Here is a 25992-nt window from a genome sequence, read left to right on the forward strand (position 1 = left end):
GAGCCAGGGGGGGATGGCCGGCAGGCCAGAGGGGGGGGTGCGCGGGAACTCGGCGTTGCTATTGCGGCAGCAACATCGCTTACGGCTCCGCGTCGAACACCGGTGTGAACGCCCGGATCGTGCAGGGCGTCGGGTTGACGTGGCGGATCCTCACCCTGCCCTGCCCTTCCCAGCTGTCGTCGATCGGCACCTCGACATTGCCGGTGTAGAGCTTCGCCTTGCCGTCGGGCGCGACGACCGAGGGCATGCGCACGGCCTTCCAGCGGCCGCGGATGCAGGACTGCACCTCAAGTCCCGTCGTGTCGGTCTCGAGCAGCGACAGGATCGCCTTCGCCACCTTCTTGCGGCGACCGATGATCGAGCCGTCCTGGCCGCCGACATCGAGCTCCAGCGTGCCGGCTTCCGATTGAAACGGAAGCCCGACTTGCCATTTCGCGGCGGTGGCGCCGGAGGGCAGCGTCACCTGACCGGAGGCGACGATGAGGCCGCGAAAGACCTTGCCGTCGCCCAGCACGTCGACTTTCTGGCCGTTGAGATGGCCGAGGCCGGAGACGACGTTGACCGGCGCCCCTGAGTAGGTCAGCCCGCAGTCGACCTGGAAAGCGTCGGCGAGCTCTCCGTATTCGAAGGGCGCCTGCATCACCTCGATGTAGCGTTTCGTCAGGCCGCCGATGGTGCGCTTGACGAACAGCCAGATGTCGTCGACGCCGTTTTGACCCGGCGTCACCACCGCGCTTTCGACCATCGCCCAATCGGAGCCCGAGAAGGTCCCGCCGAGGCGATGGCGGTGCATGCCGCGGACTTCCTGGCTCGGCTGGTGCGTGTAGCCCCCCAGCTCACCATTATCGAGGGGGAACCACAGGATCGGGTCGGGATCGGTCTGGTAGGCGAGCTCGACCACGCCCTGCTTCGGAATGTGCTCGGATATCTGGCCGATGTCTTCGGACTGATATCGGCCGGTCTGCACCTGGGTCAGCTCGGCGATCGCCCGGCGCGAACGCGTGACATAGAGGAAGGATTGCCCGGCATCGACCGGTCGGATGCGGGCGCAGCCGAAAGTGCGCGAGCGACGGTTCTTGAAGGAGGACGGCGTCAGCGCCTCGTCGATGCCGGAGCCCGACAGGGCGCGGATGCCGCCGGAGGTGCCGATCAGCAGCGCGCCGTCGGAATCGGCGATCCACAATATGTCGTTGGCCTGGCCGCCGCCGGCCTGGACGAATTCCAGCGCGTCGTCGTCCTTCTCGCCGAGCGCGAAATTGTCGAAGTCGCCGGTCGCCGATGCATAGACGGAAAAGCGCCGGCTGAAGGCCAGGCGCTCCTCATAGAGCGAGCCGGACTCGACATATTTGCCCGGCACGAAGGTCCCGAGCCGCCAGCGGGTGATCGGGTTGGTGTTCGGCAGGGCATGGCCGTAGATTACGATCTTCACCACGGTGGTGCTGGTGCGGCTGGTGATCTTGGCCCAGCGCCAAACGCCGTCGGAGCCGAGCAGCCGGATGGCGCGGCCAACATCGGTGGCCTGGAACCCGGCGCCGCCGTTGATGCCGGCCGTGCCGGATGCGGTGAGATCGAACGGCGTCTGGTCGGAAGCCGCGACATGAAAGGCAAGCTCCGCGGCGATCGAATTGGTCGCATCGTCGCCGCCGCCGCCGCTGAACACCAGCTGATGGTATTCGAAGGCGGACTTGTTGGGGAAATCGTAGAAGCGCGTCTCGCCATTGCCCCAGCCGAGTTCGCCGGTACGGGTATCGAGCGTGGTCCAGGAAACGCCGTCATTCGATCCCTGGACCTCCCAAGCGGTGAAGAAGTCGTAAGCCTGGGTCGCCTTGCTCGACGCGGTCAGCCAGTAGGCGTCAACGACCCGCTGCGCGCCGCCGGCGGTGCGGTAGCGGATGAAGCCGTCGCCGCCGCCAGACAAGATGAGATGCTGGGTCTTGTCACGGTCGAACATCTTGAAGTCGTCGGCGCTTGCCGCGGTAGCGGAGACGGTGCCGGCTGGCGTCGTGTTCGAGGTCATCTTGGGCGTCAGGTGGCCGGTGTCGGAAGGCGCCAGCGTCGTGGCGGTATCGTTGATGTCGTCATAGGGACCGTCGAGGAACTCGAAGTCCTCGAGCGTCCACACGGTGTGCGCGGTGCGGGTCAGCACCTTGGGCGGATAGTCGCGATGGGTGATCCACATCTGGTCGGCCGACTGCACATAGGCGAGCTCGAAGAGGTCGGCCTCCAGATAGGGCGAGGCGATCTCGACCGTGCCGACCCGCGCGCCATAGGCATAGACGCGGATATAGAGATCGCCGAATTCCAGGCAGTAGGCCTGATCGGAGGAAAAGATGAATGGGATGCCGCGCGTCTTCTTGGCCGAGTTCTTCACCTCGGCGACGAAATAGGTGCCGCCGCGAGCGCGGATGCCGCCATGCGGCAAGGTGACGAAATTCTCGCATTGGGCGAGCGCCGCCCGGTAGAGGTCAAGCGAAGCGCGGGAATGGAGCCTGGGCGAGATCTCGCCGCGGGTGAAGACGTCTTGGACCGGATAGAGCGCTGTCATTTAACGAAAGCTCCTCAAATCGCCGCGCTGGGTTGCCCAGCCGCCGGTGTAGAGCCGGCCGCCGCGCTGGATGGCGTTGGCCGAAAAGGCGGCGTCGAGGGCGCGATCATAGGCGGCGCGGGCAATGTCGATCATGCCTGCCTTATGGGTCAGCGGATGCGCGACCTTGATGGCCAAAGCCGCCACCAGCACTTCGGTGAACAGCGCGTCCCAGTCGTTCGGATCGGTGAGGTTGGCGATGTAGCGGATCGTCAGCGGTCCCGGCTGGTCGGAATAGACCAGCCCCGCCTCCTGGCGCCAGGAAATCGGCACGCCGCCCGGCTCGCCGGTGTCGGTCAGCGGCAGCGGGCGGATGCAGTCGGCCGGCAGCTCGTAGGCATAGTTCAGCGTATAGTCGCCGCTTCCTGAATCCGAGCCCGGCACCAAGGCCGAAATGATGGCGAACACCCAGGCGTGTTTCGCCAGCTCGCCCTCGCGGGTGAGGTCGAAATGCAGGTTGAGCAGGCGGGCCGCCTTGGCGTCCTGGTCAAGGCTGTCGATCGGCGCCTCGTCAAGGACTGCCAAAGCCATGTTGGCGATGTCGAGCGGGGTGATGGCCATGGGTCAGCGCCTCGTCCGGCTTGGTCGAGCAAAAGTCATGGGAACTCCGGGCATGAAAAAAGCCGCGACTGGCGGCTTGGATTGCGTGCGGAATGTCAGCGTGTCGGCGCTTTACGGCGTCCTGCCCGGGCGGAGCCAGGAACGCTGACGCCTCAGGCGCCAGCGAATTCCCCTATCTTTGCGGCAGCTCGGCCGAAGCCAGTCAGGACCCTAGAAATGATAGTTGATACCGATGCGGACGGTGTCGAAGTCGATGCGGTCAGTCGACGGATCCGGCGGATTGCTGGTCGAGAAGGACGGCCGGCCAAGGTCGACATGCAAATATTCGGCCTTGAACGAAACCTGCTGATTCATCGCCCATTCTACGCCGGCGCCAGCGGTCCAGCCCCAACGTGTGTCGCTGAAATCGCAAGTCGGACTAGCACCGCATGCGCCGAGATCAGCCGATCCCTTCACGTGACCGACTGCAAGGCCACCGGTGGCGTAGGGAAGAAAATTCTCGAAGGCATAGCCTACGCGAGCGCGGCCGGTGCCGAACCAGTCGACCTTGGCCGTGCACCCTTGGCCTGGGACGCCGCACGGGGGCACGAAGGGAATCTCTAGTACGCTGCCGTTCATATCGGCGTAGCTGATATCGGCTTCCGCACCGAAAACAAACTGACCCTGCTGCCAGTTGTAGCCGGCAGTCAACCCGCCAACAAAGCCGTTGGAATCGAAGTCGACCGAGCTACCAGAGTAATGATAGCTGTCGGACTTCCAGCCGTAGCCGGCGACGCCGCCGAGATAGGCACCCGACCAGTTGATGCTTTCCGCCGGAGCGCCCGCCACCGCATCGGCGGCCATTGCGGACCCGGTCAACAAAGCCAGCAAACCGGCAAACAAGAAGGAAAGTGAGCGCATCGAAACCCCAAAGTGAAACCCGACTCCCAACCTATCAGCGGCCACCGAGCGTTGATGTGTTTTTTGCGCAACACAACCGAATTTTTGCAGTCAGAGGTTGCTGTCGGCACATCGGTAATCGTTCGAGAACTATCGTTGCTGTGAGCGCTGACCAAGCGGAGCCAGCTTGGCGGAGCATTGCCTCCCCGCCAAGCGGTCGAAAGGTCGTTACGCCTCCGTCGTCTTCAGCGCGATGAAGCTCATGTTCTTCACGCTGGAGGCGGTGCGGTCCCAGTTCGCCGCCAGCGCCAGCTCGGCGTCGGTGGCGAATTCGCCGGCGGTCGAGGCGTCGAGAAAGCGCGTGCCCGGGACATGCGCCACGAAATGCCGGCGACCCACCATTTCAGTGACGCCGCCGCCATGGCCCTGGCGCGGCTTGCGGTCGAACTCCAGCGGGCCGCCTTCGGAGCTGACCGGCAGCTCGTTCCACAGGATCGCCTTGTCCTTGAACATGAACGCCGTGTAGACGCCGGCCGCGACCGGGATGTCGTCGTCGACCACGCAGCGCAGGCCCATGTAATAGGGGATCAGCGGCCCGCCCTGCTCCGAGGACGGCACATAGTCGATGAGGTCGGCGAGCTTGAGGGCCTTCATCTGCTTGGAATGCATCCAGATGGTGCGGAACTTATCGGCGCGGTCGCCCATGAGGTACGCCGCCTCGATGATGTCGGTATCGACGATCGAGGCGCCGGTGGTGCGCACCAAGTCGCCGCCGTCATTGGCGACGTTGTCGGCGAGCACGCCCTTCAGGATGCCGAGCAGGGTCAGCTTGTTGGCGCGCTGCCAGTATTCGGTCTGGCGGCGCACGATCAGCTTCTGCGGGTCGTCGCCGGCAAGGATCGCGGTCAGGTCCGGAACGCCCCAGGCCTGGGCTCGCACGTTGCGGGCGGCGACCTCGCGGCGCGAGCCGATCTTCTTCATCTCGATCGAGTCGGCCGGATCGTCATTGACCGGCTCCGACGGATCGTTGCCGAGATCCTTCCAGCCGGGCATGTCGACGGAGCGGCCGCCCATCGAGAGTTTCGAGGAAATGGCCGGGTCGGAGAACAGGATCCCGGCCTGGTAGATTTCGAGCGACTGGACGTGCTCCTCGAACGAGTATTGGGCATAGACGGACGGAACGATCGCGTCCGCGATGCGGGTATAGGCGTCTGCCATTCTTTCTTTCCTTCAGGTTTGATGAGGCGGTTTCAGAGAGGGTTGCTGGGCATCCAGAGGTCGGGATTCTCACCGGCCTCGCGGGCCAGCCGCCGGGCGCGTTGAGGGTCGCTTCTGACAAGGGCGGAGATGGCCGAAATGTTGCGCTCGCCGGCGGCGTTGCGCCGGAAGGGGTTCTGGCCCCTGGGCGCTCCGTCGGCGTCGATCGTGTCTTCGCGGAACATCGCCTCGCCGATGGCGTGGAAGGCCCGGGCGATCTGCGGATCGGTCAGCGCGCCGTCCGGCAGAAGGATGCCCTTCTGCTTGTAGGCGTTGACCAGGCCGAGCTTCTTCATCGCCCGGTTCGCGACCTCCAGCTTCTGGCGAAAGCCGTCGCTGTCGGTCGGCCCCCAGTCGCGCACCAGCTCGTCGTGGGTGGCTTCGACCGAGCGGGAAAGTGCCGCCTGCTGGGCAGCGGCCTGCTCGGCCATGTAGCCGACGAAGCGGTCGTGATAGGCCTGCGCGGTTCTGGGGCTTGCACCCGCTTCGACCGCCCAGGCCTTCGAGGCATTGGCGAGTTCGTCCGAATAGGCGAAGTTTTCCGGCAGGTTGTCGGGCCGCCGGTATTCGACCTTCTCGGCCGAGGTCAGTGGACGCATCGCCTCCGGGAGTCTCGAATGGAACCTGTCCCATTCCTCCTTCGGTGCGTCCTTGCCGGGAACGCGCAGGCTTTCGCCCTGCTGGCGGTCCAGCTCCGCATAGGATGTGAAAACCCGATCGAGGCTTTCAGCCTTGGTCCAGCCCTTGGCTTCAGCGAGCTTGCGGTTGCCTTCGGAAAGACCGTCAAACCAACTTTTGCCGGCCGTCGGGGCGGACCCGTTGTCCCCGGAAGCCGGAGGCGTCGCCAGGTTGCCCGCCGGCCGCGAAGCCACGGACCCGGCCTCTGCCAGATCTGTCATGAGTTAAATTCCTTTGTTCAGAGTTCCAGAAGGAGCGCCGGCGCTGAAGCTGCCAATCTTCCCACAGGTGGGGGAGATGGCCGGCAGGCCAGAGGGGGGCGCGAAGGAACGCGACGTCGCGTTTGTTTGCATGAATTCAGATACGGTCAACGGCAAGGTCGGCGGGACAGCGCCCCTCTCTGCCCTACCGGGCATCTCCCCCACGAGGGGGGAGATCAGCAGTTCGTGCGCCTACGCGTTATCCCCCCGTTCTCCCACAGCAGCGTGATCGTCCCCGTCACCGCGAGGGTGCCATCGGCGTCGATATCGGTGCCCGTGGCAAACGCCAGGTTGAGATATAGGTCGACCGGCGTCGTTGTGCCGTCGAGCGTCGCGGCGGCGGCGATGTCGGCGGTGGAGGCCGTGGAGACCGCGGTGCCCACGCCGTCCAGCGTGCGGGCGGTGGATGCCAGCACATTGACCATGGTGCCGGAAAGCGTGGCGCTGGACGCGGCCGCTGAGCCCAGCGACCAGGTCAAAGCCGCATTGTCGTTGATGGTCGAGGCGCGGGCAGTGAGCACCGCAAACTGCAGCCTCGCCGTGCCGCCCTTTATGCGCACCTTGCCGTCGGCGAAGTCGAAGATCTTCTGGCTCGCATAGGCCAGCGCATCGGCGACCGGCACCTGCATGCCGGCGAAGCTGAAGACGGTGCGGTAAGCTCCGCCCTGCCCGCTGGTCGCGGCCTTCAGGCCGACCTTCGGCGGGGCAAGGCCGGCCTCGCGGGCGGCGGCGCGCGCAAGGGTCCGGGGTAGTCCTCGGGTCATCTCATGTCTCCATTCTTGGGGGTGAGGCGTGGTCCGCGCAGCGGACGGAAAGCCAATTGCTTGGCTTTCCAAACACGAAGGGCGAACGCCGATTGGGCATCCTGCGCAGACTCTGGACGCACTCTTGAATTGTGTGTATCAATACACAACATGAAGAGTGCCGACGTTATCGCTAGATTACAGGCTGACGGCTGGTTCGAGGTGGCTCGCAAGGGGCAGTCACGCCCAGCTCAAGCACCGCACCAAACCGGGCCGCGTGACGGTGCCGCACCCCAAGCGCGACATTCCGATCGGCACATTGAAATCCATCGAGAAACAGTCTGGCTGAAGCTGAGGTAGAAATATGCGACACTATATCGGCCTGATCCACAAGGACGCCGACAGCGATTTCGGCGTCTCGTTCCCTGATTTCCCCGGCGTGATCACGGCTGGAACAAGCCTCGACGAGGCCCGCATGCTGGCCGAGGAGGCGCTTGCCTTCCATGTCGATGGCCTTGTCGAGGATGGCCAGGCCATTCCCGAGCCGTCATCCCTCGAGGACGTGATGATCGATAAGAACAATCGCACGGGTGTTGCCATCCTAGTCACGCTCAAGACCGAGGAGGCTAGGGTGGTGCGTGTCAATGTTACAATTCCCCAGGATGTGCTCAGCGAAATCGACCGCTATGCCGAGCGCCACGGCTACAGCCGCTCCGGGTTTTTGACCGTCGCGGCCAAGCAGGCGATGCGGAACGAAGCCGCGTAGCAGCCTCGCAATCTGATTCAGAGAGCGTCGCTATCTTACTGTTTGCCATTAACATTTCCGGTTTGGAAACCATGAACTTCAACAGCCGGGAAACCCTGACTCACTTCGTGAGCGGGTGCCGCCGCCGTTCCGCCGCAATGCGACCGCAGTTCAGCTTCGTTCGCCCCTGTCGTCAGTCCCGGGGCTTCAGAGGAGTTCTAGAGATGATCATCAAGAAGGCTATTCTGGCGGTGCTCATGACCGCGGCGCTTGCCGGATGCGAGACGCAGACCGAGGGTCAGCAGCGGGCCACCACCGGCGCGTTGATCGGCGGCGCCGGCGGCGCGCTGGTCGGCCAGGCGATCGGCGGCAACACCAAGAGCACCGTCATCGGTGCGGCGAGCGGCGCGCTGCTCGGCGCCGTCGTCGGCTCGGCCACGACGCCGCAGCGCCGCGGCGAGCAGCTCTGCCGCTACCAGGACCGCTACGGCCGCATCTACACCGCGCCTTGCGACGACCGGTACTATAACGGCGATTATTGATCGTTTCGGTCTTCCCTTCTCCCCGTTTCACGGGGAGAAGGTGCCCCGAAGGGGCGGATGAGGGGCTGCGCCAAGGTCTGAGATGCTGGCACTATCGAGCGCTGAAACGGCGAAGCGAAGGCGACGCTAAGGGCCATCAGCTCGCAGGCTGGCTCTGCCGGCGGCCGCGAACAAAATCCACAATCAGCCAGATCAACTGAGCAATACTATAGACCGGGCTGTGAGACCAATCCGGCGCCCCGTTATGCGAGTAGCCGTAAGCAGAGGCGACAAGGGCGAGCGCGCCGCAAATGATATGCACCAGCAACAGGCGCAGCACGCCACCGTTCCAACTCTTTGTAACCCATAGCAATAATCGGCTCAGCAAAAACGTCGGAACGAGCGCCCCGAGCAGCATCGCGGCAGACCCTGCACCCATATAATCCCCCTTTGTCTAGAGTGCGGATAGCTTCGAAAGTTTCTAAGAGGCCAGCGAATACCTTTCTTCTGCCTATTCAGATTTTACGCCCTTTAGCAACTCTCGCTTGCATTCAGTCACCGTACCTGCATTTTTAGTTGTACGCAACCTCACGGTTTGTGGGTGAACATGATTATGTGTATCTATCACGGTCTGCTTGTGGGTTGCGCTTGGTGCCTCGTGCATGCCACCCCCCGGGGTCAAGCCTACACGCGCACTGGTGTTCCGGGCGGCAGTCCCTTCACCTTGGCGATGATTTGGCCCATGATGTGCCAATAGACATCCAAGTCCGACAACTCGAAATTGTCGATCGTGTCCTCACCTCCCAGAAACAGCGGTTTCTTGTAACCTACGCATTGTTGGTAATTCGGTTCGGCCCCACCGCTCTCACGCCATGCTGCGTATCCGTCGGGGACCAAGGCGGCACCGTCCTCCTCCACGAGCTCGACGTCGTGGAAAGTCTTGATATTGGACGGTATCTGCAAAGCTTCCGCCGTATGCGGTTCGAACATCAAAACGCCTGGCTCGCCCTGCTCAAGCCTTCCGGTGTCGACCGCAAAGGCCGAGCCTTGCCAGTCATAGCCAAAGCAAGTTATCCGACCGGAGAATTCGGGGAAGCCCAACAATACTCTTGCGTTCCATCGCGCGACGTCCTGCGCCCGCATTATTCGATACAAGCCATGACGGAACGTCGCGCCGCCGAAGGTCGCGAGCAACTCATTCAGCCCGGCCACCTTTGTGTCCAGCGAAGAATTACCAGAATCCGCCGGGACCCTGCTATCTACCTCGAAGTTTTTTTGGAATATCTCGAACATCACGATCTCCAATAGTTACCTTGTTGATTTTAGTTCCCTTTGGCAGATTCTTAATCAAGTTATTGATTTGAGACCCGAGACTTGTGTTAACGCTGGCGTCAAGCAGAGCCATATTGTCGATTGTATCTGAACCTCCAAGCTGCAAATCGACTCGGTGGTCCACATGGCTGCCGGCAAGAACCTGGTTGCCAGCGGCTATAAACCTCCTACGCGCCGATCCAAACAGCCGCACAGCACGGCTAACCACAGTGTCGGCTTCGGTCAATATCTTAACTTTGAGATCCGCCGCAGCCCGTTGCGCGGCATCCCATTCAGGCATGTAGTAGAGATGGAGATCGTGGCCGGCAGTAGATTCATCGACGCCGGCGATAGTACCTCCGGCCTCGACCTCTGGAGGCGCTGTGATGCTCTCGGAAGGTGAAGGAGCCGGAGCCTCCAGCGCTGCATTGGACGGGACCTCGGTTTGGCCACCAGTGAGCCTTGCCACGACCCGGCTGCCGACAGCACTAATCCCCTCGGCGAGCGCATTTCCACCGGCACCCAAAATCGCGCCGGAGCCCATTTCCCGCACGATGTCCCGCCCGTTGAGCGCGGCGTCGATGCCACTGAGCATGGCGCCGTCGGCGGCTGCGGTCGCGCTTCGCGCGAACAGGCCCGGCACGCCCTTGAGAGCCTCAGCTCCGAATCTTCCGGTGAAGGTAAAGGCCGACGCTCTGAAGACCATGGCCGGTGACGAAAGCGCCGAGCAGGTTTGCGCCTATGGCAGCCGATCCGGCACGGTCCTCGGCGTCTTCGGTTTCGGCTTGCTTGGCCGCCAGCAGCTCGTCGTAGCTCTTGTCGGAGAAAAGCCAGTTCATCCCGGCAGCGAACTTGTCGGCCTGTTCGAAAGTTGCGCCGTTGGCCATCAGCCTGACGACGTCGTTCGTGGCGGCGAACGGCTTTTGCCACCATGGGCCGGCGTCGAACCGCGCGCGTGCCGGATGCGCAGCCATGTTGATCAGATCGGACTGGAGGTTCTTTGCCTGGGCTTCCAGTTCCGCCGGCGTGATCTTCGGATCATCCGCCGCGTTCTGGCGGAGGCGAGCCAGAGCGGATTGGAAAACCTGTCCGGCCAATGCGACGCGCGCCTCGGGGTCGCGCACCGCCTTCAGAATGTCGCTCAGTTCGATGTTGCGCTGCTGCAGCGGCACGCTGTCATCGACATATCTGGCGCCAAGGCTGTCCGAGAATTCCTGCGGAACGGCCAATACTGTGCTGAAACCCAGATGCTGCTGGGCAGCCCTGGCCCAGTTGACGGCCGCCTGAAATTCCTCAGGCGTCTTGACCTTGCTCCAGTCCGGAGCGTCGCCGCGAAACAATTGGCTGACGTAAGCGACAGGATCGGCTTCGCGGGCGGCCATGATCAGCTGGGCGGCGCCGGCCTTTATCTCGTAGCGTTTGCGCTGTTCCGGCGAACCGCTCGGTCCAGGTTCGGAATCGCGAAGCTCTGCATGGATCGCCTGGTTCGGCGCCGCATGCATGTCGGAGTAGGCTTTGGCGACACCGGTTTTGATCCGAAATTGTTCGAAATGTTGTGGCCCCAGGTCGGCGCCGTAGACCTTGACGAAGTCCTGCTCGGTCGGCTCTTCCTCGGGGTATCTGCCGGTGATGGCGATGACCGCCGGGGCGTTCTGCTCGGCAAACATGACCCTCGCATTCGCACTGACCATCTGAGCCGCGGTGGCGTTGTTCGCCTGAGCCTTCAGCGCGCCGATGTCGCCCGGCTTCAGGTAGGTGACGGCGTCGAGAGGAATGGTTGCTGGGTCATTCCGCGACGGCCGTTCGCCGAACGCCTGTGCGACCATTTCATCCGGCGTTTTTTGGCTGTTTGCTTCCGTTGTTTCGTTCCGAGCACCGCCAGCAAGCTGCAAACGCACCGTCTCGCCCATCCCGTCACTCGCCACCTTCCCCGCGCTGAGCATCTCGGCGGCGCGGCGCGGGTCTTGCGCGATCAGGGCCTGCATCCGCGCCTTCGCGGTGCTGGCCCGCCAGTCGGCTTCGGCCTGCAGCCTGATCTGCGGGTCGAGGTCCATCTTGGCGATGAGATCGAGACCGACTTGGCGGGAGACTTCGAAGGCGGCGGTGTCGTTCGGATCGCTCCGCGCGATATTGCTGAGCTCGGCGGTGTGAACCTCCGACACCTGGTCCTGCTCATATTGCTTGCGGCGCTGAATCTGCTGGAGTGCCAAGCGTATCGAGCCTGCCTCGCGTAACGCTTCCTTGCGGCCTGCGAGGCCGGCACGCAGTTCGCTCGGCGCCTGCTTCAGAAAATTGCCGAACAGCGTGTCGAACAGGCCGGTCTTCACCACCTGGCCGGTGTACGCATTAACCTGGCCGTACATGGCTTCGTGCAGGCCGGCGCCGTCGGCGGGCGCATTGACCACGGCATCGGCTTCGGCCTTGGCGATCTCGCCGTTCAGCCGGCGGGCGGCGATCTCGGTGTCGAAGGCCTGCTGCTGCGCCTTGCGCTGCTCGTAGCGCTCGGCGGCAGCCTGCCAGCGGTCGCCAAGCTGCTGGACCGCTTCGCCTACCGGCGAGGAGTCGGGGTACTGCACGGCGCTGCCGGTATCGAGCCGGCGCAGGGCGACGGAGAGAGGAATGACGTGGACCATTGGCTGTTTCCTGCCCAGGCAGTTTTGAGACGCGTGCAGTGACGGACCGCCGGGGATGGCGGCCGGTTGGCGGTGCGGGTGGTGAGTTTCGGGTGGAGCCGGATGGCGGAGGGATCGCGACGTGGTTCGTGCGACCGGGCTGGCGTTGACGCGACCGCGGCGTGGCAGATCACGGCAGGCAGGCGCGAGGCACCCCCCTCGGTCCTGCCGGACATCTCCCCCCTCAAGGGGCCTCAAGGAGGGAGATTGGCTGCATGCATGCTTTCGCCAATCACCAACGCTGCAGAATTGGCGGTGGGAGCGAAGCTGCTGATCTCCCCCACTTGGGCGGAGATTGGCAGTTCTAGCGCCTCATCTCTCCTCGGCCCGCGCCGCCTTTTCGAGTGCGGCGAGCTCGCCATCTTCCAGCATCAGAAAACCCATGATGTGCTGCACCACTTCGGCGCGCGCGTTGCTCAGCGCACTGTGCAGTTCGAAGCCCTCGGGCGTCTTGGTGCGCGCCAGCCAGTCGCCGTAGGACGGGCGGCGATAATAGCCGGTGGTGGCGGTGAGGTCGGCGAGCACCATCTCGCCGTCCTCGCCGGAAAAGGCGCGGCGATAGGCTTTGGTCAGCGCCTCGCGCGCGGCCAAGGGGCCGCCGGCGTCGGATGGGCGGGCAAAGCGTTTGCGGCTCATGCGCCACCATTGGCGGCGCCGGCAGGCATCGCGCCTTGAGCAGCGGCAGGAGCACCAGCCGCGCCACCGGCAGCCGCGCCGCCTTGGCCGCCCTGCATCATCGCCTGCAGGCTGTCGAGCAGGCCGCTGGCGCGCGCTTGCACTGCCGCCGGAACGGCGTCCTTCGCCACCTTGCCGGCGGTGGCGATCGCGGCCATGCCGGCCTGCGCTTGTTGCGCTTGCGCCCTGGCTCCACGCAGGCCCTCGACCTCGTCCTTGCGTCGAAAAATGCGCTGCGGGCTGCGGCCGGCGCTCTGCACGACGCGGAGCGCCTCGTCGCCGTCGATATTGTCCATGATGCCGGGATCGAACTGCGCCATCTGCATGGCGGTCGTCACCACCTGGATGGTGTCGCGGGCTTCGGCCGAGCGGCGCAGCACGTCGAGCGGGCCGGTGAAGGTCGGCCGCACCGTCTTGCCGGCAAGACTCTCCGGCGGCGCGAAGCGGCTGTCCTCGTCATAGAGGCCCTTGTCTTCCAGGATCGAAAGCTCGCGGTCGAGATTTGCGGCAAAGCCGGCCTGGATGATCGAACCCGACGGCCCGAGCAGCGCGCCCTTCTCCTCCTGGCGGATCAGCGCCTCGGTGGCGGTCATCTGCGGGTTCTGCACCAGCGTCTGGAAAAGATTGACGAACATCATGTCGCGAATCTCCTCCGCGCGGCTCGCCGCATAGTCGAAGGCATAGCTGGGGTTCTGGCCGGTCGCGATCGGCTGGATCAGCGCCCGGCCATTGTCGTCGATCAGGCCCGGATAATTTTCGCCGGGATTGAGCACCGGCACATAGTCGAGCCTGGCCTTGGACGCCGTCGGCGGATCGGTGATCTGCTGCAGGGCGCGAAGCCCGGAGCGGCGCACCGCGTTTTCCTCGCGCACCGTGGTCAGCGCCTCGATGGAAGGCGAGATGCCGTAGGCGTCGCCCTCGTAGCGGCGCCAGTTGAAGATCGAGACCGGGAAAGTGCGGAAGCCCGACTCGCGCACGATCTCCTCCTCGTCCTCGATGACGTGGTAGGAGGCAAACGCCGCGTCGAGATACTGGTAGAACCCGCCCGAGCGATACATGCGCCGCTCGTCGCGCGGCTGGACGCACTGGATCAGCGAGACCTTTCCCTCGCATTTGGCGGGGTCGTCGACCAGCGCCTTGATGCGCGCCGGCAATTTCTCGTAGCCGAGCAGCTGCGCCGCCTGGCGCGCCGTGCGCTCGTAGCGGCGATGAAATGTGTCGACCTGGCCCCAGCGGTTGCGGCTGAGATAACCCTCGACCACGGGAATGGAAGCATAGCGGATCAGCGTGCCCCCAAAACCTTCCTCGGCATAGAGATAGGCCGGGCCGTAGCGCACGACATTCCTGAGGCAGGCCTGCGTCGTCGGCACGAAGTTGGAGTTGGCCGAATAGCGCAGCGCGAACAGGAAATCGCGCAAGGCTTCCGCCCACTCCTTCTCCTCGTCCGTCTCCTCATCGTCCATCTCGGCGGTGGTCAGCCCGTGCCACTTCTCCGACTGCGGGATGATCAGGCTTTCCAGCCCGGCGGCGAGCCGGTTGGCGGCGGAGTTGATGGTGTTGGCGTAGACGCGAGAGCCGCGCCGCTCCTGCCGTTCGGCCTGGCTTTCGCCGCGGCTGGTGCGGCGGCCGGTCCATATGTCGGGCGCATCGGGATCGCAGAACTCCGCCACTGCTTCCCAGACGGGCTCATAGGCGGCGCGTTCGGTCTCGAGTTCGGCCTGTCGCGACAGGATATCGCGGGCGCGGGAATCGGTCATGGGGATCTCGCTTGTTTGGCGGAGCGGCCGGAGCTGCCAATCTCCCCCCTCGTGGGGGAGATGTCCGGCAGGACAGAGGGGGGCGCCGTAGAGCGCCGCTTCTCGATGAAGTCAGCCAGAACACCTGGCCGGGAAACTGGTAAGCGAAACGATGGAGAAGCCGGCGGGACAGCGCCCCCCTCTGCCCTGCCGGGCATCTCCCCCACACGGGGGGAGATAACCTCTTCATGTCATCTTTTGCGCACTTCTGGTTGCTACACACCCGAATGCGGCGGGCACGAGGGAGGTCGAGAATGAGCCTTGCCGGCGCGCTGAAAACCCGAAGCAAACAAGCAGTGAAGCGGCTGATCGGTTACGACAGCCGCAACTGGCTGCGCATCCGCCAGATCGAGGCCTTCACGACCTTCCTCGAGGCGGCCAACCGCAAGTCGCGCGACGTGATCGAGATCTCGCCGGGCTGGAACCGCTACTGGCGGGCGATGTGCCCGGACTACCGGTCACTCGATTTCCCCGACTTCGACATCTGCAAGGATCGCACGGACGAGCAATACTCCATCGTCATTGCCGACCAAGTGCTGGAGCATGTGCAGCGCCCGCTGGCGGCGGCCGCCAACATCCACGCCATGGTGAGGCCCGGCGGCTGGGCGATGGTGGCCACGCCCTTCCTGTTTCGCGTGCATGCCCGCCCGCACGACTACAGTCGCTGGACGCCCGCGGGGCTCAAGCAGCTGATGGTCGAAGGCGGCTTCGCCGAAGACGACGTGCAGGCCTTCGGCTGGGGCAACAAGGCCTGCGCCAGGGCCCATATTGGCGGCCCGGTTCGGGCGTACGGGCTCTGGCGGGACCTGAGCAACGACGAGGAGTATCCGGTGATGGTCTGGGCGTTCGCGAAGAAGGGGTGATCGGGTGACGCCCTACGAAATCCACTCTGTGGCATTTTCCAAGCACTTGCTCGGGGACAAGCCCGCTCGCAAATACAGGAAAATGCTTTCTCCCCCACAAGCGGGAAGATAGCGCGCCGCATCAGCGCTCCCGTAGATCTTAAGCGTTGGCAACTAGCGTCGAGGACAGCGCGGCGCCTTTTCTCCCCCTTGTGGGGGAGAAAGCGATTTCAACATCTTAGCGAAGCTAAGTGTTGGAAATCGCAAGAGAAGGGAAAGGCGCCGATGTTGATCAGTGGGATCGCCGCTTCACCAACCGCGCATGCCGTCGCCAATACCACCAATCGAGCACGCGGCGGCGGAAACTGCGTTTCATCGCTGTCATGGCGTCAGACTCCGAGCAGCACGCGGCGCCGGCCGGCAACGTCGCTTGGCGCCAGATCCGTCTTGACCGTGGAGAGCGTGCCCTGGCGCTGCTCGAGCTCAGCCCTGAGCGCCGCTTCCCGCGCCTGCACGTCCTTGTCCTGCACGGTCGGCGCCGGCGGCAATGGCTTCAGTTCCGGCGGTTTTTGAAAGAGACACATGGTTCCAGCTTTCTCTTGTCCAGTCGTAGAGGAAGAAGTCTTCGCCGTTCCTGCCGTAACCCGGCAGGCGGCAGCGTTGGGTAGCGCCGAGCCGGTCCAGCCAGCGTAGCGCAAGCTCGTTCTCGGCAAGCGCCCTCGCCTCGACCCGCCAGGCGCCTTTGGCCGCGACCCGGGTCCCAAGCACCGCATGGAAGAAGCGCGTGATTTCCGGCACGCAGCGCTTCATGCGGCGCGTGCCCCAGCTCCAGGCGATCCAAAGGCCGCTCCGCTGCTCGGCCGCGCCGAAGCCGGCCTCTGGATTGCCGTCGAGCTCGGCGACATAGGCAAAGCCCTGCAGCGCCGTCAGCGCCAGCAGCGCCGGCGACCAATGGTCGAGCTGGCAGTCGATCTCGGCCCGGTCCTCGGGACGCAGGTTGGCGGCGATGTAGGAGAGATCCCGCATCGTTGCGGGGACGATGCGGGTGGGCATGGATGGGCTTTCGTGGTCGAGAGCGAAGCCGTCGCCAGGGGACTCCGTTACCGCAATCTCAGCCCGCGAAGTTGTTGTCCACGAACATTTCGGCAAATTGCTGGGGCGTAAGCGTTACCTTGTTGTTGTGGGCGATTTTGAGATTCTTCTTCCACATATCCCGGATCGCCTCTGGCATGGTGTCGGGCATGTGAAGAGCCTTGGCGATCGCGTCATCCCACCGTCCATCGCCGCCATAGATGGCCTGCAACTTCGGCGCCATGGCGTCCAGGGACTCTTCGGATTCCTGAGACAGTTCTCCAATCGCCTTGAGCACATAAAACTCCAGAAGCCTGAGCAGCGGCTTTCCTTCATAACGCTTGTCGTCCGACATTTACCCCTCACGCATCATAGGTGGCATAATAAATCAGCCTGTCGCAGATCGCCGAGAGGCTGGGCTTTTCCTTCTGCGACGCAATCCATCCCTCTGTAACATCGATCGCGATGAATATTTCGATGAAGTATGTCAGACCCGCCTTGGCCGCCGCCTTTGGCGGTACCATAGTATCATCGGGCGCGGTCGCAACCATTGCATCAGAGTCTTCGGTCCAAGGCTCCGATACATAGATCGTGTCCTCTTCATCAAAATCCGACAGCCTTTCAACGATATCCAGTAGCTTCATTATTTTCCCCATAAGGAAAATCCTCCTCGGCGATTCGGATGAAGGGAATTACGGTGACAGTGCACTATTTCGTTCGGCCCATCTAAACAATAGTTAACCTCAAAAAGCTGAGTCGCTTCAGGGATTGAGTGTGCTGATATCGCCAATTCCCATGCTATTCGTCGTCGTAAGGCTCGACTATCGCAACGAAAATGCCCAACGATTCAAGCAGATCAAGAACGCGTTCCGAGATGACGAGGCGGAAGGGCACCGCGATCCCGAAGTCGTCTTGACCCGCCTTTCCATTCACTTTCAACCAAACGAAATGTGGCAGTTCCAGGCCGGGTTGATCCTCTTGAAACTCTTCCGAGGTCGTCACCTCAGCGTCCGCGAACGTCGCGCCTGAAAAGCCCATCTTCTGCAGCGCACGCTGGGTTTCTTCAGTGACGAGGAAACAAGGAAACGTCGCAACAATCACATCCCCGAACCATGCCTCTATCTTGTAGTGGAGCTTGGTTACGATCGGTGGATGAACGCTCGAGTCGAGAATAGTGCCTTTGCCAATACCACCAGCCACGTGCGGCCGTATCTTAAAATATTGCATCACTCACCTATCGGAGGATTGAACAGATGCCCGTATTTCTTGTCGATGTAACTCACGTAATCCAGAATTTGCTAACGTGTTAGCTGAGGATACGCCTCGTAAAATTCGTCCCACTCGTACCGCAAAATGACCTTGTGCAAAAGGTTATCCAAGCTTTTGGAATGCCACGAAGATTCTGAAGAGAGTGCTCCTCGTTTGCAGCGACGATGCGTGGAAATCTCTCCCATATCTGTCGCTCCGCAGCATGATGTACGACAACTTCTCCCTGCAGATTCGGGTTCGCATCAAGAAATGTTTTGCGGTAGTTTTGGAGGCAGCCCTCCCGAACGATGCCCCTTGATACTTTACCTTAGAAGGATCTCTTGCGATCGACTTTATGATCTCAAGAACCTCGCCCTTCTTGAGTTTGGCGCCGGTGCCTACACGGTAGGCAGCATCCTCCGCGGCTTTGACCAGAGATTTCGTCTCAACCGCTTGGCGAGCCACCGCGGCATCAGCGGCGAGCCCCGATTTGGCGCGCGAACCACTCGTCGCAAACTTCTCGAGCGGCTTGGTAAACTTGGCCGCCCCGTCGCGGACAATCGCCAAGCCTTTTGCAACAGCTTCGCCGGCTGCCTCTGACGCCAAGCGCCCTTCGGCAACAGCCCCCGAGCCGGGGGTGACCGGCAGTTGCTCAAGGAAGTCCCAAGGGGAATCGCGCAGATCCTGCAGAATCAGCCCAATGCCGTGCGGGGCACGGCCAAGGGCCTCAAAGCTCTCGCTGAGGTAATTGCCGAAACCCTCTGCGGCCTGTCGAACTGCAGACTTGGGTTCGCCGGGGGCCGCCGAAGAAGGTGATTGCTCCCCTGTCGCCGCAGTGGTGGCTGATAAATCCTAGCTTGGTCTAGCTGTTGAGATAAAGCTTCCCGGGTAGCAGGGTCGGTGCACGACTGTGCTTTGGAAAAGGGGCGCGCAGGCGATCGCAGCCGATCGGAAGCGCGGCGGCGCGTGCGCGACTTGCTGGATTGAGGATTTTGGAGAGGCTAGAAGTCGCTCGTGCTGGGGTGGCCGGAACGGCTCTTCACAATCCTAGGGCGAAGCGAGGAGCGACGCGATGCGCGCAGACCCTAGAATCCATGCCGTGACGCTAAAGTGTTGACACGGTTTCAGAATTCTGCACCGCTGCACTCCAAGGCAAGGGTCACGGCATGGATACTCGGGTCAAGCCCGAGTATGACGAAGAGAGAGGTTCTGCCCTACCTGAAAGCCCCCAGCGGATCGCCCTGTCCTGTACGGAGCGGAGCCAGCTACTCGGCAGCAGTCGCAGATTGTATGGCGAGGGCCGCTTCGATGATCTGCCTGAACTGTTCCAGCTCCATTGGATAATACTGGTAGTTGCCGCTGGCTATGCCAGCCAGCACCACATATTTGCGGCCTTTTCTATCCCGCTTCAGGCGCAGGGAAATCGTGCAGTGGCCGTCCATAATTGGGGTATCGATCCGCTGAATGACCTCGCCACTGACAGCCATCTTGATAGAACGGAACATCGTCGAAAAGATCATGCGGCCTGCCCCCCCCCCTGAATGCCGTGGACAATACCGTACGGGTTTCGCCATGTCCCCTGCCTCTGTTACCACTTTAGCGGAACGCGCCCAGCGGATCGCTCTGCGCCGCTGGCCGCCGCGCCGCCTTGAACTCCGCCGGGTCGACCACCGCTTCCCTCAGCATCATCACGCCATAGCGTGTCGCGGCCATCAGGTCGTCGCGCAGTTTCACGACCTGGCCGTCCTTGCGGTGGTAGAGGCGGAACTCCTCGAACCAGGCGTGAAGCGTGCAAAACACCTTGAAGCGGCCGGACTGCATGCGGTCGAGCATGTCCATCAGGCCGGCCTCGACCGAGACGGAGCCGTCGGCGAAGCGGGCGTGACCCGAGAGCATGGTCAGCCCATGCGCGGCATATTGTTTTGCGAGCGCAACGCCGGCGCCTTCCAAGGTTTCGCGGCGGCCGTCGCGCGGCCAGGCGAAGGGCAGCCATTCGCCCCAGGCCTTCAGCGCCAGCGCCTGCATCGCCGGCGTCTGCTGCGCGGCGCGGTGGGCCTTGGTGACGTAGACGATGTCGGCCTCGGTGTCCCAGGCGAGCTCGACCGCGGCCGAAGGATGGTCCCAGCCGAAATCGAGCGCGCCGATGCGCGGCCACCAGCGCGGCAGCCGGAACGGCTCGCAGGCGATCATCTCCTCCGGCACCGGGAAGATGCGGCCCGAGCCCAGTACCGGAATGCCGTTCGCGCGCGCCTCGCGCTCATGCTCGGGATAGGCGGCGATGATTTCCGCGCGCTGCTCGGGCGAATAGTGCCCGGCATCGTCGATGGTCATGAAGGTCACGTGTCGGGACATATTAGTCTCGTCGTAATTATCTGCCCCGACCAACTATTGCCGTTGATAATACTGTTCATCAATGCGAGGTTGCTGATGAAACGGGGGAGATACATGATCCGCATAGCAATCGTCGTGGCCATTGCCGCGAGTGCCTCAGCCTGCCAGTCGAAGGTGCCCTATGACACGAGCAAGCAGACCTGCGGGATGCACGAGTTCAGGGGGTTCCAACGCAAAGTTTGTATCCCGGACACACCGAACAAAGTATGCAATGTCTGGTACAATCCAATTACTCGTGACGAAAGGATATGGTGCCAACCGCTAACCCGGAAAGCGACCGACCCTAAGGCTCGCGCTAGGCAGCTTGCGGGCAGCAAATATCCCTGATCGGATTTCATCCGTATTTTTTGGCTCCAATTCCTCGCCCCACGTAAGTGGGGCAGAGATGGCGCGGCGGAGCCGCGACGGAGCGGGGGCAGCGCCGGCTGTCGATGCAAGAGCGGAAAGCCACTCGTAAGCTTGTCGCCCTACGAAGACCCCCTCTCCGGCCGCTTCGCGGCCACCCCGCCTTGCGGGGGCGAGGAACCCAAGCCCTGAACCGCCTCCGCCGACAAAAACCGCAGCACCACATCCGACATCCCGAGCAGCGGTGTGAAAGTCACGATGGTTATCCCGCCTGTCGCATTGGTGCGGGTCAGGCCTTCGGAATAGATGTCGAGCGGCGGCTCCTCGTCGAACCAGACACCGTGCAGCGTCTCGCCCTGCCATTTCTCGCGGCCTTTTTCGTAGGACTTGAAGGAGAGCACGCTTTCGCCCGCCTGCACATCACCGCCACCGCCCCAGCGCACAACGACGCTGTCCAGCGCTCCGGGCGCGCCGCGGCCCATCGTCGTTTCGGCAATGGCGTCGGCCGGGATCATGCCGGTGCCCCATTCCGCCTGTTGCTGCGGCGGGCCGACCAGCACACGCTGCGGATTGTCGCGCGTGCCCTCGCCGGTGACGCCGGCGGCCCAAAGCCGGACGGGCGTGTCGAACACCTTGCCTATCCACCAGTCCGGATAGCGGCCGGTGAGGTGCATGGCCCATTCGGCGCCCCCTGCCTTGGTCTTGCCGAGCTGGTTACCGGCCATGAACAGGCGCTCGCGGTTTTTTGCCCCCGCCGCGTGGAACTCGGACTGCCTTTCGTACGGCCTGTAGGCAGCAAGAAGGTTACGTTGACGGCGTTGGTCCATCTCCTCGAGCAGCGCCAGATAGGTCGCTATCATCGAGGAACGGCCGCAGCCTCGCTTCGAGGCCGCGGATGCGGCTGCGGATCTCCTCATCGCTCAACTGGCCCAGACTGTTTTGGTTCGCATCGAGACCCTGCGAGAACTCTTTGGGCAGCATCGTCAGCACGACCTTCAGATACTGGTCGGGCTTTTCCGCCCTGACCGCGGCGATGACGCCGGCGCCATGGGCGCGGAAATCAGCGCGCAGCGCCGCGGCGAAATCGTCGCCCAGCGTCTTTTTCGAGCGCCTGGCTATCGGCGCGGCGGCCGGCTCAGCCTTCGCTCCAGCGGTTCGGGCGCCGGCGCGCCGCGCCTTGCCTGCGCCGTCAGCCATTGACGGCTGCAGCGGCCGCCGACGTTCCGGCGGAACGAACCGCACGCGCCCTGGCGGCCTTGCGCGCCGGCTTCTTGCGCGGCTTGGCGCGGCCGACCTTCGGGGCGGAGGGCTGATCGACCTGTCCGGAAAACGGCTCCGTTCGTTTCAGCTTCGCCGCGGCGGCTCTCATGGCCGACGGATCGAGACCCTGGCGCGGAAAGCCGAAGCCGGCGATCGCGTCGACCGGACCGCCGCGCACCATGCCGATGCGCACACCCGGCACGACTTCCTCGACGCGGCCTGTGCGGGGCGGCTCGCCGAACGATGCGAACTCGCCGATGGCGCTGACGATTTCGACGCCGTCGTCGCCGGTGATGATGGTGGCATAGCGTGGCATGCAGAGCTTCCGCAGATTGGATTCAACTAAAAGGTCGAGTTCCCGCCCCGCCTGTCCTGCCGGACATCTCGCCCGCAAGGGGGACCATCGATCCCCTTCTTGCGGGGGATATGGCTGGCACGCCACAGGAGGATGCTGCCCGTCGCCTCGCCAACTGGCGAAGCCACCAAGGTGAGGAGCCACAAAAAAACCCGCCGGCTGGCGGGTCGTTGGCGCAAATCAGGACCATGGATAAAATCATAGCAGAGCTGCCCTCACCTGACAAGGCTCCTAGGTAAATTTTCCTAGCTGCTTGTCTGCAGCCTTGCCGGGAAGCGACTCCGCTCGCCGCACCGATACATCGAGGCCTAGGTCGGAAAGTTCCAAAACTTTTTTCTCGGAACCACCTCCGGGCCGAGGGGTTCCACCCTTAGTCGCGACGCGACAGACTCCCGAACAGAGAAACGATCTCGCACAAGAAGGAGAAGATCATGCTCATCAAGATTCTTGCGGCATCGGCTCTGACCATCGGTCTGGCTACGGCTGCGATGGCTCAGAATGCAACGGGCGGTACCGCCGACACGGCGGGCAGCGGCCAGAGCATCACGGTGGACCCCACCACGCCTGCCAATCCGCCCCCTGATCAGATGGCACCCGATACAGGCACGACGGGCAGCATCACCACGGACGGCATGAATTCGAACGCCGATCGGAATTGCCCCGCGACGCCGCAGGGCGCCCAGCCGGATGCAACTCACACGTCGCCTGGCACGGCATCGCCGTCGGTCAACGATAATCATTGCGGCAAGTAGTAACGAGACGCGGCAGTTTCGTCGCGCGAGGGCCGTGGCGTTCCGCTCCACGGCCCTTTGCTTGGAAGGGAACCATGGCGGACGTGAGCCGTTGCAAGGTCGGGCGTGAGCCGTTGCAGAGTTCAGCAAGGAGAGACCCATGGCAGACGATGAAACCAACCAGGGTAAGGATACGAACGCAGCAGCCGCGCGCAACGGCAGTTCGACGTCCCAGGGCGGCGGCACAGAGCGAAGCAATCCCAGCCGCAGCAGCGCTGCCCGCAGCGGCAGCGCTTCGCGCACCAGCGCCAGATCTTCAGCCGCTTCGGAAGCGGCAATGAGGAAGCAGATCGCCGAATTGAAGCGCGAGGTCAGCCGGCTCAACCGCGCGCTTGCCGACCAGGCCGAGGAAGCCGCCAGTGCGGCGCAAGGGTGGTACCAGAGTGCGGCCGACCGGGCCTCCGGCCTCTACAGCGGCGCGGCCGACCGAGCTTCTGAATTCTACGGCGGCGCGAGCGATCGCGCCTCACGCGCGGCAAGGCAGTTGCGAAGCCAGGCGCAGAGCGTTTCCGAAACCGTTCAGCAGAATCCCGGCACCGTTTCCACTGCCATGGTTCTCGGCGGCCTCGTCGGCTTGCTGATCGGCATGGCGATGGCGCGCAACTCGGACGCAGACCACGACTGGGCTCGCCCCTGGAGCCGCTAGAGCAATCGTGCCAACGACGGCCGCCGCAGCGCAGGCCGCTGAAGGAGGCCGGGCCCAGAGCCCGGCCTTTCCATAGCGGCGGGTTGGTGTGCCCGGTTGTCGTTGGTGTGCCCGGTTGTCTTGGGCTGGTCATTAGCCGGACCTTATGGAATCATTCCCCAAGGGGAATCGCGGAGAGCGGGCATGGACAAATCCGCCATGGCATCGGTCTTTCGGATGCGGCATGCGCCAGCAGGTATTTCAGGCGTTCGCAGTCTTGGCCGAGGCCAGGCGGATCCGGTCTTCCATTCGCGCCCGCTTGGCGAAGCCATCCGCTTCATCGCCGAGGCCGACGGCCAATATGACCTGAGCGCCGTGGCCATCTTCTATGGAGATCGCTCGACGCCGCCGCTGGGCGCCCGCGAGATCAAGCAGCTCTGGGCCGAATATGGCGTGCGCCTGATGGAGGCCTAAGGCGGTCCCGGATCGGAAACGGCGCTCATGCGTTTTCAAGCGAGGTCAATGGGAGGAAGCGCCATGAACGTCGCCAATCTGCAACTCGAGGGCCTGCTGATGGCCGTCGCGGCAATCAACCATACTCTGGTGCGCAAGGGGGTGCTGACGGTCGAGGAGATCGACATCGCGCTGCGCAAGGCCGAGGCCGTCGAGACAGGCGAGGACCGGTCCGAGGCGATTTCGGCGTCGAACCGCGATGCGATCAACTTCCCGATCCGCCTGCTCGAGCTCGCCAACCAATGCCAGCCGGAAGCGGACATGCCTTCCTTCTCCAAGCTGGCGCGCATGGTCGGGCAGATGAAGGAACCCTATAACGATCAGATGTGAAGTGGCGGCGCCTCACGCCCGGCCCGGCCAACCCTGTCGGACGGCGAGCAACTTGCCCGGCCCATGCACGGCGGCGAAGAAAAGGCCGGCGAGGAAAGTGAAATGATCGACGAAGAAGCCGAACTCGGCCTGGTTGCCGGTCCAGTGCGACGGGCCGTGGAATGAAAAGCCGAGGAAGATCACATAAAGCGCCGCGACCAGCGCCGCCGGCGTGAAGAAGGCGCCGGTGAGGAAGGCGACCACCAAAAGCACTTCCAGGATCGCCGCGCACCAGGCGAGAAACAGCGGGAACGGAAACCCGGCGGCGGCGATGTAGCCGGCGGTGGCGCCCATATCCATGAACTTGAAGGTCACGGCCATCGCGAAGACGGCGGCGAAGATCAGGCGAGCGATGAGAATGGCGGCGGTCTGCCAGGTCGATTGCGTTTCCACGTTTGTCCCTCCGGTTCGAAGCGGTTGATGCCCCAAGGACGGAGTAAGGGCAATGATTCCGACAGGGGGCCGGAGCTTTTTGCTTCACTTGTTTCCTCACCCCCACTGCAGGCCGCGGAGACGTCGCCGCGCAGCAGCCGGTGAGGCGCCGGCGACGCCGGGAGGAAGCGCCAGACGGCGGACCCGCAGCCAAGCCCGGCTCTCAACGAGGGGCCCTCTCCCTCGCGGCTCCGCCGGGCCACCTGTCCCCCTGTTAGCACGGGGCGAGGAAAGGCTCACCCCGCCTTCGCGTGCGGCGGGTGGCTGATCGAGTCGCGCACGGTGCCGTGGGCCGCACCCCAGCGGTCGGTCATGTCGCAGCGTATGTCCCAGAGTTCGGGGAAGAAGCGGTGGCGGGCCCCGCCTTCCAGGATCTCCACCGGGCGGCCCTTCAGCGACTTGGCGCCGAGACCGATCGAGCGGTGGATGAGATAGAGGTGGTTGGCGCGGAATTTCTGGAACAGCTCGTCGAACTCGATCAGCGCCTCGGCCACGACATAAGCATCGCCATGATCGTAGTGAGCGTCGTAGACGTCCTCGACGGAAAGCCCGCGGCCGTCGAGATAGGAATGCTTGAAGGCCCGCCAGAGGTCCGGCGGCAGGCGCAGGATAAGCTTGAAGCCTGGCGATTCCTGGCCGCTGCCATTACCGAGCTCGAGGCGGATCTGCTGGTACTCCTTGGGCGACATCGTCTCCAGCAGATCGAGCTGCGCCGTCATAATGCGCACCAGCCGGTGCACGCGGCCCATCAGCGTGACGATGCGGTGCGTGTCCTGCCTCTCCAGATAGTCGAGCACGTCGACCAGAGTGAAGGCGATGAGCTTCATCCACAATTCCTCGACCTGGTGCACGATCTGGAACTGCAGCTCGTCGGCATTGACCATTTGCGAGAGCGGCTTCTGGCAGGCGAGCAGCTGGTCGCATTTGAGATAGACGCCGTAGTCGCGCATTTCGGGCGCCTCGATGCGGGCGTGATAGTCCGACTTGTCCATGGCTCATCCTCCTCGCGCGGGCATGTTCGGCAGGTGGCCCAAGGATAGCGCTTTAAGCTTGAACATTGTTCCTTTA

32 protein-coding genes and 1 pseudogene are annotated in these 25992 nt (G+C 63.4%); 8 read left to right on the forward strand and 25 right to left on the reverse strand.

Features of this window, described 5'->3' with window-relative positions; all coding sequences use genetic code 11:
* Positions 1–79 precede the first annotated feature (79 nt).
* From A9K71_RS19300 to A9K71_RS19325, 6 genes are all read right to left on the reverse strand, one after another.
* Positions 80–2545, reverse strand: coding sequence for a hypothetical protein (locus A9K71_RS19300; RefSeq protein ID WP_066999311.1), 2466 nt, complete (start codon positions 2543–2545; stop codon positions 80–82).
* On the reverse strand, positions 2546–3145 hold the full coding sequence (locus tag A9K71_RS19305) for a hypothetical protein (RefSeq protein ID WP_066999314.1): 600 nt from the start codon (positions 3143–3145) through the stop codon (positions 2546–2548). It abuts the gene before it with no gap.
* Between the two features lie 210 nt (positions 3146–3355).
* Entirely contained in the window at positions 3356–4090 is a 735-nt protein-coding gene (locus A9K71_RS19310) for an outer membrane protein (protein WP_127335253.1), read from the reverse strand.
* A gap of 162 nt (positions 4091–4252) precedes the next feature.
* Positions 4253–5242 (reverse strand): Coat protein, encoded by a 990-nt coding sequence (locus A9K71_RS19315; RefSeq protein ID WP_066999319.1) that lies wholly within the window; start codon positions 5240–5242, stop codon positions 4253–4255.
* A gap of 32 nt (positions 5243–5274) precedes the next feature.
* Positions 5275–6180, reverse strand: coding sequence for a hypothetical protein (locus A9K71_RS19320; RefSeq protein WP_066999322.1), 906 nt, complete (start codon positions 6178–6180; stop codon positions 5275–5277).
* A gap of 215 nt (positions 6181–6395) precedes the next feature.
* Complete coding sequence (locus A9K71_RS19325; protein WP_066999325.1) at positions 6396–6983, reverse strand: hypothetical protein; 588 nt, start codon at positions 6981–6983, stop codon at positions 6396–6398.
* Between the two features lie 150 nt (positions 6984–7133).
* On the opposite strand from A9K71_RS19325, the pseudogene A9K71_RS30635 reads away from it, so the two are divergent.
* The 3 genes and pseudogenes from A9K71_RS30635 to A9K71_RS19335 all read left to right on the forward strand — a co-directional run bounded on the left by A9K71_RS30635 (position 7134) and on the right by A9K71_RS19335 (position 8249).
* Positions 7134–7311: pseudogene (locus tag A9K71_RS30635) on the forward strand (type II toxin-antitoxin system HicA family toxin).
* Between the two features lie 15 nt (positions 7312–7326).
* The gene (locus A9K71_RS19330; RefSeq protein WP_066999328.1) at positions 7327–7728 is read left to right on the forward strand and encodes a type II toxin-antitoxin system HicB family antitoxin; all 402 of its coding nucleotides are present in this window, start codon (positions 7327–7329) and stop codon (positions 7726–7728) included.
* Positions 7729–7931: 203 nt separating this feature from the next.
* Positions 7932–8249: a YMGG-like glycine zipper-containing protein gene (locus A9K71_RS19335; protein ID WP_066999331.1), complete on the forward strand. Its 318-nt coding sequence runs from the start codon at positions 7932–7934 to the stop codon at positions 8247–8249.
* Between the two features lie 136 nt (positions 8250–8385).
* On the opposite strand, the gene A9K71_RS19340 is transcribed toward A9K71_RS19335, so the two are convergent.
* From A9K71_RS19340 to A9K71_RS19365, 6 genes are all read right to left on the reverse strand, one after another.
* The gene (locus tag A9K71_RS19340) at positions 8386–8667 is read right to left on the reverse strand and encodes a hypothetical protein (RefSeq protein ID WP_066999333.1); all 282 of its coding nucleotides are present in this window, start codon (positions 8665–8667) and stop codon (positions 8386–8388) included.
* 245 nt (positions 8668–8912) lie between these two features.
* On the reverse strand, positions 8913–9521 hold the full coding sequence (locus tag A9K71_RS19345) for a T6SS immunity protein Tdi1 domain-containing protein (protein ID WP_066999434.1): 609 nt from the start codon (positions 9519–9521) through the stop codon (positions 8913–8915).
* The gene (locus tag A9K71_RS31645; protein WP_156752714.1) at positions 9484–10134 is read right to left on the reverse strand and encodes a hypothetical protein; all 651 of its coding nucleotides are present in this window, start codon (positions 10132–10134) and stop codon (positions 9484–9486) included. Before A9K71_RS31645 ends, A9K71_RS19345 begins: the two co-directional genes overlap by 38 nt.
* Positions 10135–10195: 61 nt before the next feature.
* Complete coding sequence (locus tag A9K71_RS32130; protein ID WP_197504254.1) at positions 10196–12409, reverse strand: hypothetical protein; 2214 nt, start codon at positions 12407–12409, stop codon at positions 10196–10198.
* A gap of 114 nt (positions 12410–12523) precedes the next feature.
* Positions 12524–12847, reverse strand: coding sequence for a hypothetical protein (locus tag A9K71_RS19360; RefSeq protein ID WP_066999342.1), 324 nt, complete (start codon positions 12845–12847; stop codon positions 12524–12526).
* Positions 12844–14643, reverse strand: a complete 1800-nt coding sequence (locus A9K71_RS19365) for a portal protein (protein WP_066999345.1) — start codon at positions 14641–14643, stop codon at positions 12844–12846. The genes A9K71_RS19360 and A9K71_RS19365 overlap by 4 nt, the downstream gene beginning before the upstream one ends.
* A 293-nt stretch (positions 14644–14936) precedes the next feature.
* Here A9K71_RS19365 and A9K71_RS19370 point away from each other — a divergent pair, with 293 nt between their 5' ends.
* On the forward strand, positions 14937–15545 hold the full coding sequence (locus tag A9K71_RS19370) for a methyltransferase domain-containing protein (protein ID WP_066999347.1): 609 nt from the start codon (positions 14937–14939) through the stop codon (positions 15543–15545).
* Between the two features lie 368 nt (positions 15546–15913).
* On the opposite strand, the gene A9K71_RS32925 is transcribed toward A9K71_RS19370, so the two are convergent.
* The 11 genes from A9K71_RS32925 to A9K71_RS32135 all read right to left on the reverse strand — a co-directional run bounded on the left by A9K71_RS32925 (position 15914) and on the right by A9K71_RS32135 (position 22155).
* Positions 15914–16039 carry a hypothetical protein gene (locus A9K71_RS32925; protein ID WP_278075763.1) on the reverse strand — a complete coding sequence of 42 codons (126 nt, stop codon included), beginning with the start codon at positions 16037–16039 and terminating at the stop codon, positions 15914–15916.
* Positions 16008–16577, reverse strand: a complete 570-nt coding sequence (locus A9K71_RS19375; RefSeq protein WP_066999350.1) for a hypothetical protein — start codon at positions 16575–16577, stop codon at positions 16008–16010. The genes A9K71_RS32925 and A9K71_RS19375 overlap by 32 nt, the downstream gene beginning before the upstream one ends.
* Positions 16578–16635: 58 nt before the next feature.
* The gene (locus A9K71_RS19380; protein ID WP_066999353.1) at positions 16636–16950 is read right to left on the reverse strand and encodes a hypothetical protein; all 315 of its coding nucleotides are present in this window, start codon (positions 16948–16950) and stop codon (positions 16636–16638) included.
* A gap of 7 nt (positions 16951–16957) precedes the next feature.
* A complete protein-coding gene (locus A9K71_RS19385) occupies positions 16958–17239 on the reverse strand; it encodes a hypothetical protein (protein ID WP_066999356.1) in 282 nt (93 codons plus the stop codon).
* Positions 17240–17393: 154 nt separating this feature from the next.
* On the reverse strand, positions 17394–17795 hold the full coding sequence (locus tag A9K71_RS19390) for a hypothetical protein (RefSeq protein ID WP_245299681.1): 402 nt from the start codon (positions 17793–17795) through the stop codon (positions 17394–17396).
* A 171-nt stretch (positions 17796–17966) separates the two neighbouring features.
* Positions 17967–18449: a hypothetical protein gene (locus A9K71_RS19395; RefSeq protein WP_156752716.1), complete on the reverse strand. Its 483-nt coding sequence runs from the start codon at positions 18447–18449 to the stop codon at positions 17967–17969.
* Between the two features lie 659 nt (positions 18450–19108).
* Complete coding sequence (locus tag A9K71_RS19400) at positions 19109–19363, reverse strand: hypothetical protein (RefSeq protein ID WP_066999364.1); 255 nt, start codon at positions 19361–19363, stop codon at positions 19109–19111.
* Positions 19364–19439: 76 nt separating this feature from the next.
* A complete protein-coding gene (locus A9K71_RS19405) occupies positions 19440–20195 on the reverse strand; it encodes a terminase family protein (protein ID WP_082980602.1) in 756 nt (251 codons plus the stop codon).
* Between the two features lie 506 nt (positions 20196–20701).
* Positions 20702–21439, reverse strand: coding sequence for a terminase family protein (locus A9K71_RS19415; RefSeq protein WP_245299682.1), 738 nt, complete (start codon positions 21437–21439; stop codon positions 20702–20704).
* Positions 21384–21776 carry a hypothetical protein gene (locus tag A9K71_RS19420; protein ID WP_066999378.1) on the reverse strand — a complete coding sequence of 131 codons (393 nt, stop codon included), beginning with the start codon at positions 21774–21776 and terminating at the stop codon, positions 21384–21386. Before A9K71_RS19420 ends, A9K71_RS19415 begins: the two co-directional genes overlap by 56 nt.
* Complete coding sequence (locus A9K71_RS32135; RefSeq protein WP_066999381.1) at positions 21769–22155, reverse strand: hypothetical protein; 387 nt, start codon at positions 22153–22155, stop codon at positions 21769–21771. Before A9K71_RS32135 ends, A9K71_RS19420 begins: the two co-directional genes overlap by 8 nt.
* A gap of 470 nt (positions 22156–22625) precedes the next feature.
* Between A9K71_RS32135 and A9K71_RS19430 the strand changes: the two genes are divergently transcribed.
* The 4 genes from A9K71_RS19430 (at position 22626) to A9K71_RS19445 (ending at position 24453) form a co-directional block, all read left to right on the forward strand.
* The gene (locus tag A9K71_RS19430; protein ID WP_066999384.1) at positions 22626–22946 is read left to right on the forward strand and encodes a hypothetical protein; all 321 of its coding nucleotides are present in this window, start codon (positions 22626–22628) and stop codon (positions 22944–22946) included.
* Positions 22947–23085: 139 nt separating this feature from the next.
* Positions 23086–23631, forward strand: a complete 546-nt coding sequence (locus tag A9K71_RS19435; protein WP_156752717.1) for a hypothetical protein — start codon at positions 23086–23088, stop codon at positions 23629–23631.
* A 183-nt stretch (positions 23632–23814) separates the two neighbouring features.
* On the forward strand, positions 23815–24084 hold the full coding sequence (locus A9K71_RS19440; protein WP_066999390.1) for a hypothetical protein: 270 nt from the start codon (positions 23815–23817) through the stop codon (positions 24082–24084).
* A gap of 63 nt (positions 24085–24147) precedes the next feature.
* Positions 24148–24453, forward strand: a complete 306-nt coding sequence (locus tag A9K71_RS19445) for a hypothetical protein (RefSeq protein ID WP_066999393.1) — start codon at positions 24148–24150, stop codon at positions 24451–24453.
* A 12-nt stretch (positions 24454–24465) separates the two neighbouring features.
* Here the strand turns inward: A9K71_RS19445 and A9K71_RS19450 are convergent, their stop codons facing one another.
* On the reverse strand, positions 24466–24885 hold the full coding sequence (locus A9K71_RS19450) for a DoxX family protein (protein WP_066999396.1): 420 nt from the start codon (positions 24883–24885) through the stop codon (positions 24466–24468).
* Positions 24886–25160: 275 nt separating this feature from the next.
* On the reverse strand, positions 25161–25916 hold the full coding sequence (locus tag A9K71_RS19455; RefSeq protein ID WP_066999399.1) for a tryptophan 2,3-dioxygenase family protein: 756 nt from the start codon (positions 25914–25916) through the stop codon (positions 25161–25163).
* Positions 25917–25992: the final 76 nt, after the last annotated feature.

The sequence above is a fragment of the Mesorhizobium sp. WSM3873 genome, assembly GCF_001672445.1.
Lineage (GTDB): Bacteria > Pseudomonadota > Alphaproteobacteria > Rhizobiales > Rhizobiaceae > Mesorhizobium.

What these genes read in the sequence shown, in the direction of transcription:
- A9K71_RS19300 (WP_066999311.1), bottom strand. Translation starts at nt 2,545, where the DNA reads ATGACAGCGCTCTATCCGGTCCAAGACGTCTTCACCCGCGGCGAGATC.
- A9K71_RS19305 (WP_066999314.1), bottom strand. Translation starts at nt 3,145, where the DNA reads ATGGCCATCACCCCGCTCGACATCGCCAACATGGCTTTGGCAGTCCTT.
- A9K71_RS19315 (WP_066999319.1), bottom strand. Translation starts at nt 5,242, where the DNA reads ATGGCAGACGCCTATACCCGCATCGCGGACGCGATCGTTCCGTCCGTC.
- A9K71_RS19320 (WP_066999322.1), bottom strand. Translation starts at nt 6,180, where the DNA reads ATGACAGATCTGGCAGAGGCCGGGTCCGTGGCTTCGCGGCCGGCGGGC.
- A9K71_RS19325 (WP_066999325.1), bottom strand. Translation starts at nt 6,983, where the DNA reads ATGACCCGAGGACTACCCCGGACCCTTGCGCGCGCCGCCGCCCGCGAG.
- A9K71_RS19330 (WP_066999328.1), top strand. Translation starts at nt 7,327, where the DNA reads ATGCGACACTATATCGGCCTGATCCACAAGGACGCCGACAGCGATTTC.
- A9K71_RS19335 (WP_066999331.1), top strand. Translation starts at nt 7,932, where the DNA reads ATGATCATCAAGAAGGCTATTCTGGCGGTGCTCATGACCGCGGCGCTT.
- A9K71_RS19340 (WP_066999333.1), bottom strand. Translation starts at nt 8,667, where the DNA reads ATGGGTGCAGGGTCTGCCGCGATGCTGCTCGGGGCGCTCGTTCCGACG.
- A9K71_RS19345 (WP_066999434.1), bottom strand. Translation starts at nt 9,521, where the DNA reads ATGTTCGAGATATTCCAAAAAAACTTCGAGGTAGATAGCAGGGTCCCG.
- A9K71_RS31645 (WP_156752714.1), bottom strand. Translation starts at nt 10,134, where the DNA reads ATGCTCAGTGGCATCGACGCCGCGCTCAACGGGCGGGACATCGTGCGG.
- A9K71_RS19360 (WP_066999342.1), bottom strand. Translation starts at nt 12,847, where the DNA reads ATGAGCCGCAAACGCTTTGCCCGCCCATCCGACGCCGGCGGCCCCTTG.
- A9K71_RS19365 (WP_066999345.1), bottom strand. Translation starts at nt 14,643, where the DNA reads ATGACCGATTCCCGCGCCCGCGATATCCTGTCGCGACAGGCCGAACTC.
- A9K71_RS19370 (WP_066999347.1), top strand. Translation starts at nt 14,937, where the DNA reads ATGAGCCTTGCCGGCGCGCTGAAAACCCGAAGCAAACAAGCAGTGAAG.
- A9K71_RS19375 (WP_066999350.1), bottom strand. Translation starts at nt 16,577, where the DNA reads ATGCCCACCCGCATCGTCCCCGCAACGATGCGGGATCTCTCCTACATC.
- A9K71_RS19380 (WP_066999353.1), bottom strand. Translation starts at nt 16,950, where the DNA reads ATGTCGGACGACAAGCGTTATGAAGGAAAGCCGCTGCTCAGGCTTCTG.
- A9K71_RS19385 (WP_066999356.1), bottom strand. Translation starts at nt 17,239, where the DNA reads ATGAAGCTACTGGATATCGTTGAAAGGCTGTCGGATTTTGATGAAGAG.
- A9K71_RS19400 (WP_066999364.1), bottom strand. Translation starts at nt 19,363, where the DNA reads ATGATCTTTTCGACGATGTTCCGTTCTATCAAGATGGCTGTCAGTGGC.
- A9K71_RS19405 (WP_082980602.1), bottom strand. Translation starts at nt 20,195, where the DNA reads ATGTCCCGACACGTGACCTTCATGACCATCGACGATGCCGGGCACTAT.
- A9K71_RS19415 (WP_245299682.1), bottom strand. Translation starts at nt 21,439, where the DNA reads ATGATAGCGACCTATCTGGCGCTGCTCGAGGAGATGGACCAACGCCGT.
- A9K71_RS19420 (WP_066999378.1), bottom strand. Translation starts at nt 21,776, where the DNA reads ATGGCTGACGGCGCAGGCAAGGCGCGGCGCGCCGGCGCCCGAACCGCT.
- A9K71_RS32135 (WP_066999381.1), bottom strand. Translation starts at nt 22,155, where the DNA reads ATGCCACGCTATGCCACCATCATCACCGGCGACGACGGCGTCGAAATC.
- A9K71_RS19430 (WP_066999384.1), top strand. Translation starts at nt 22,626, where the DNA reads ATGCTCATCAAGATTCTTGCGGCATCGGCTCTGACCATCGGTCTGGCT.
- A9K71_RS19435 (WP_156752717.1), top strand. Translation starts at nt 23,086, where the DNA reads ATGGCAGACGATGAAACCAACCAGGGTAAGGATACGAACGCAGCAGCC.
- A9K71_RS19440 (WP_066999390.1), top strand. Translation starts at nt 23,815, where the DNA reads ATGGACAAATCCGCCATGGCATCGGTCTTTCGGATGCGGCATGCGCCA.
- A9K71_RS19445 (WP_066999393.1), top strand. Translation starts at nt 24,148, where the DNA reads ATGAACGTCGCCAATCTGCAACTCGAGGGCCTGCTGATGGCCGTCGCG.
- A9K71_RS19455 (WP_066999399.1), bottom strand. Translation starts at nt 25,916, where the DNA reads ATGGACAAGTCGGACTATCACGCCCGCATCGAGGCGCCCGAAATGCGC.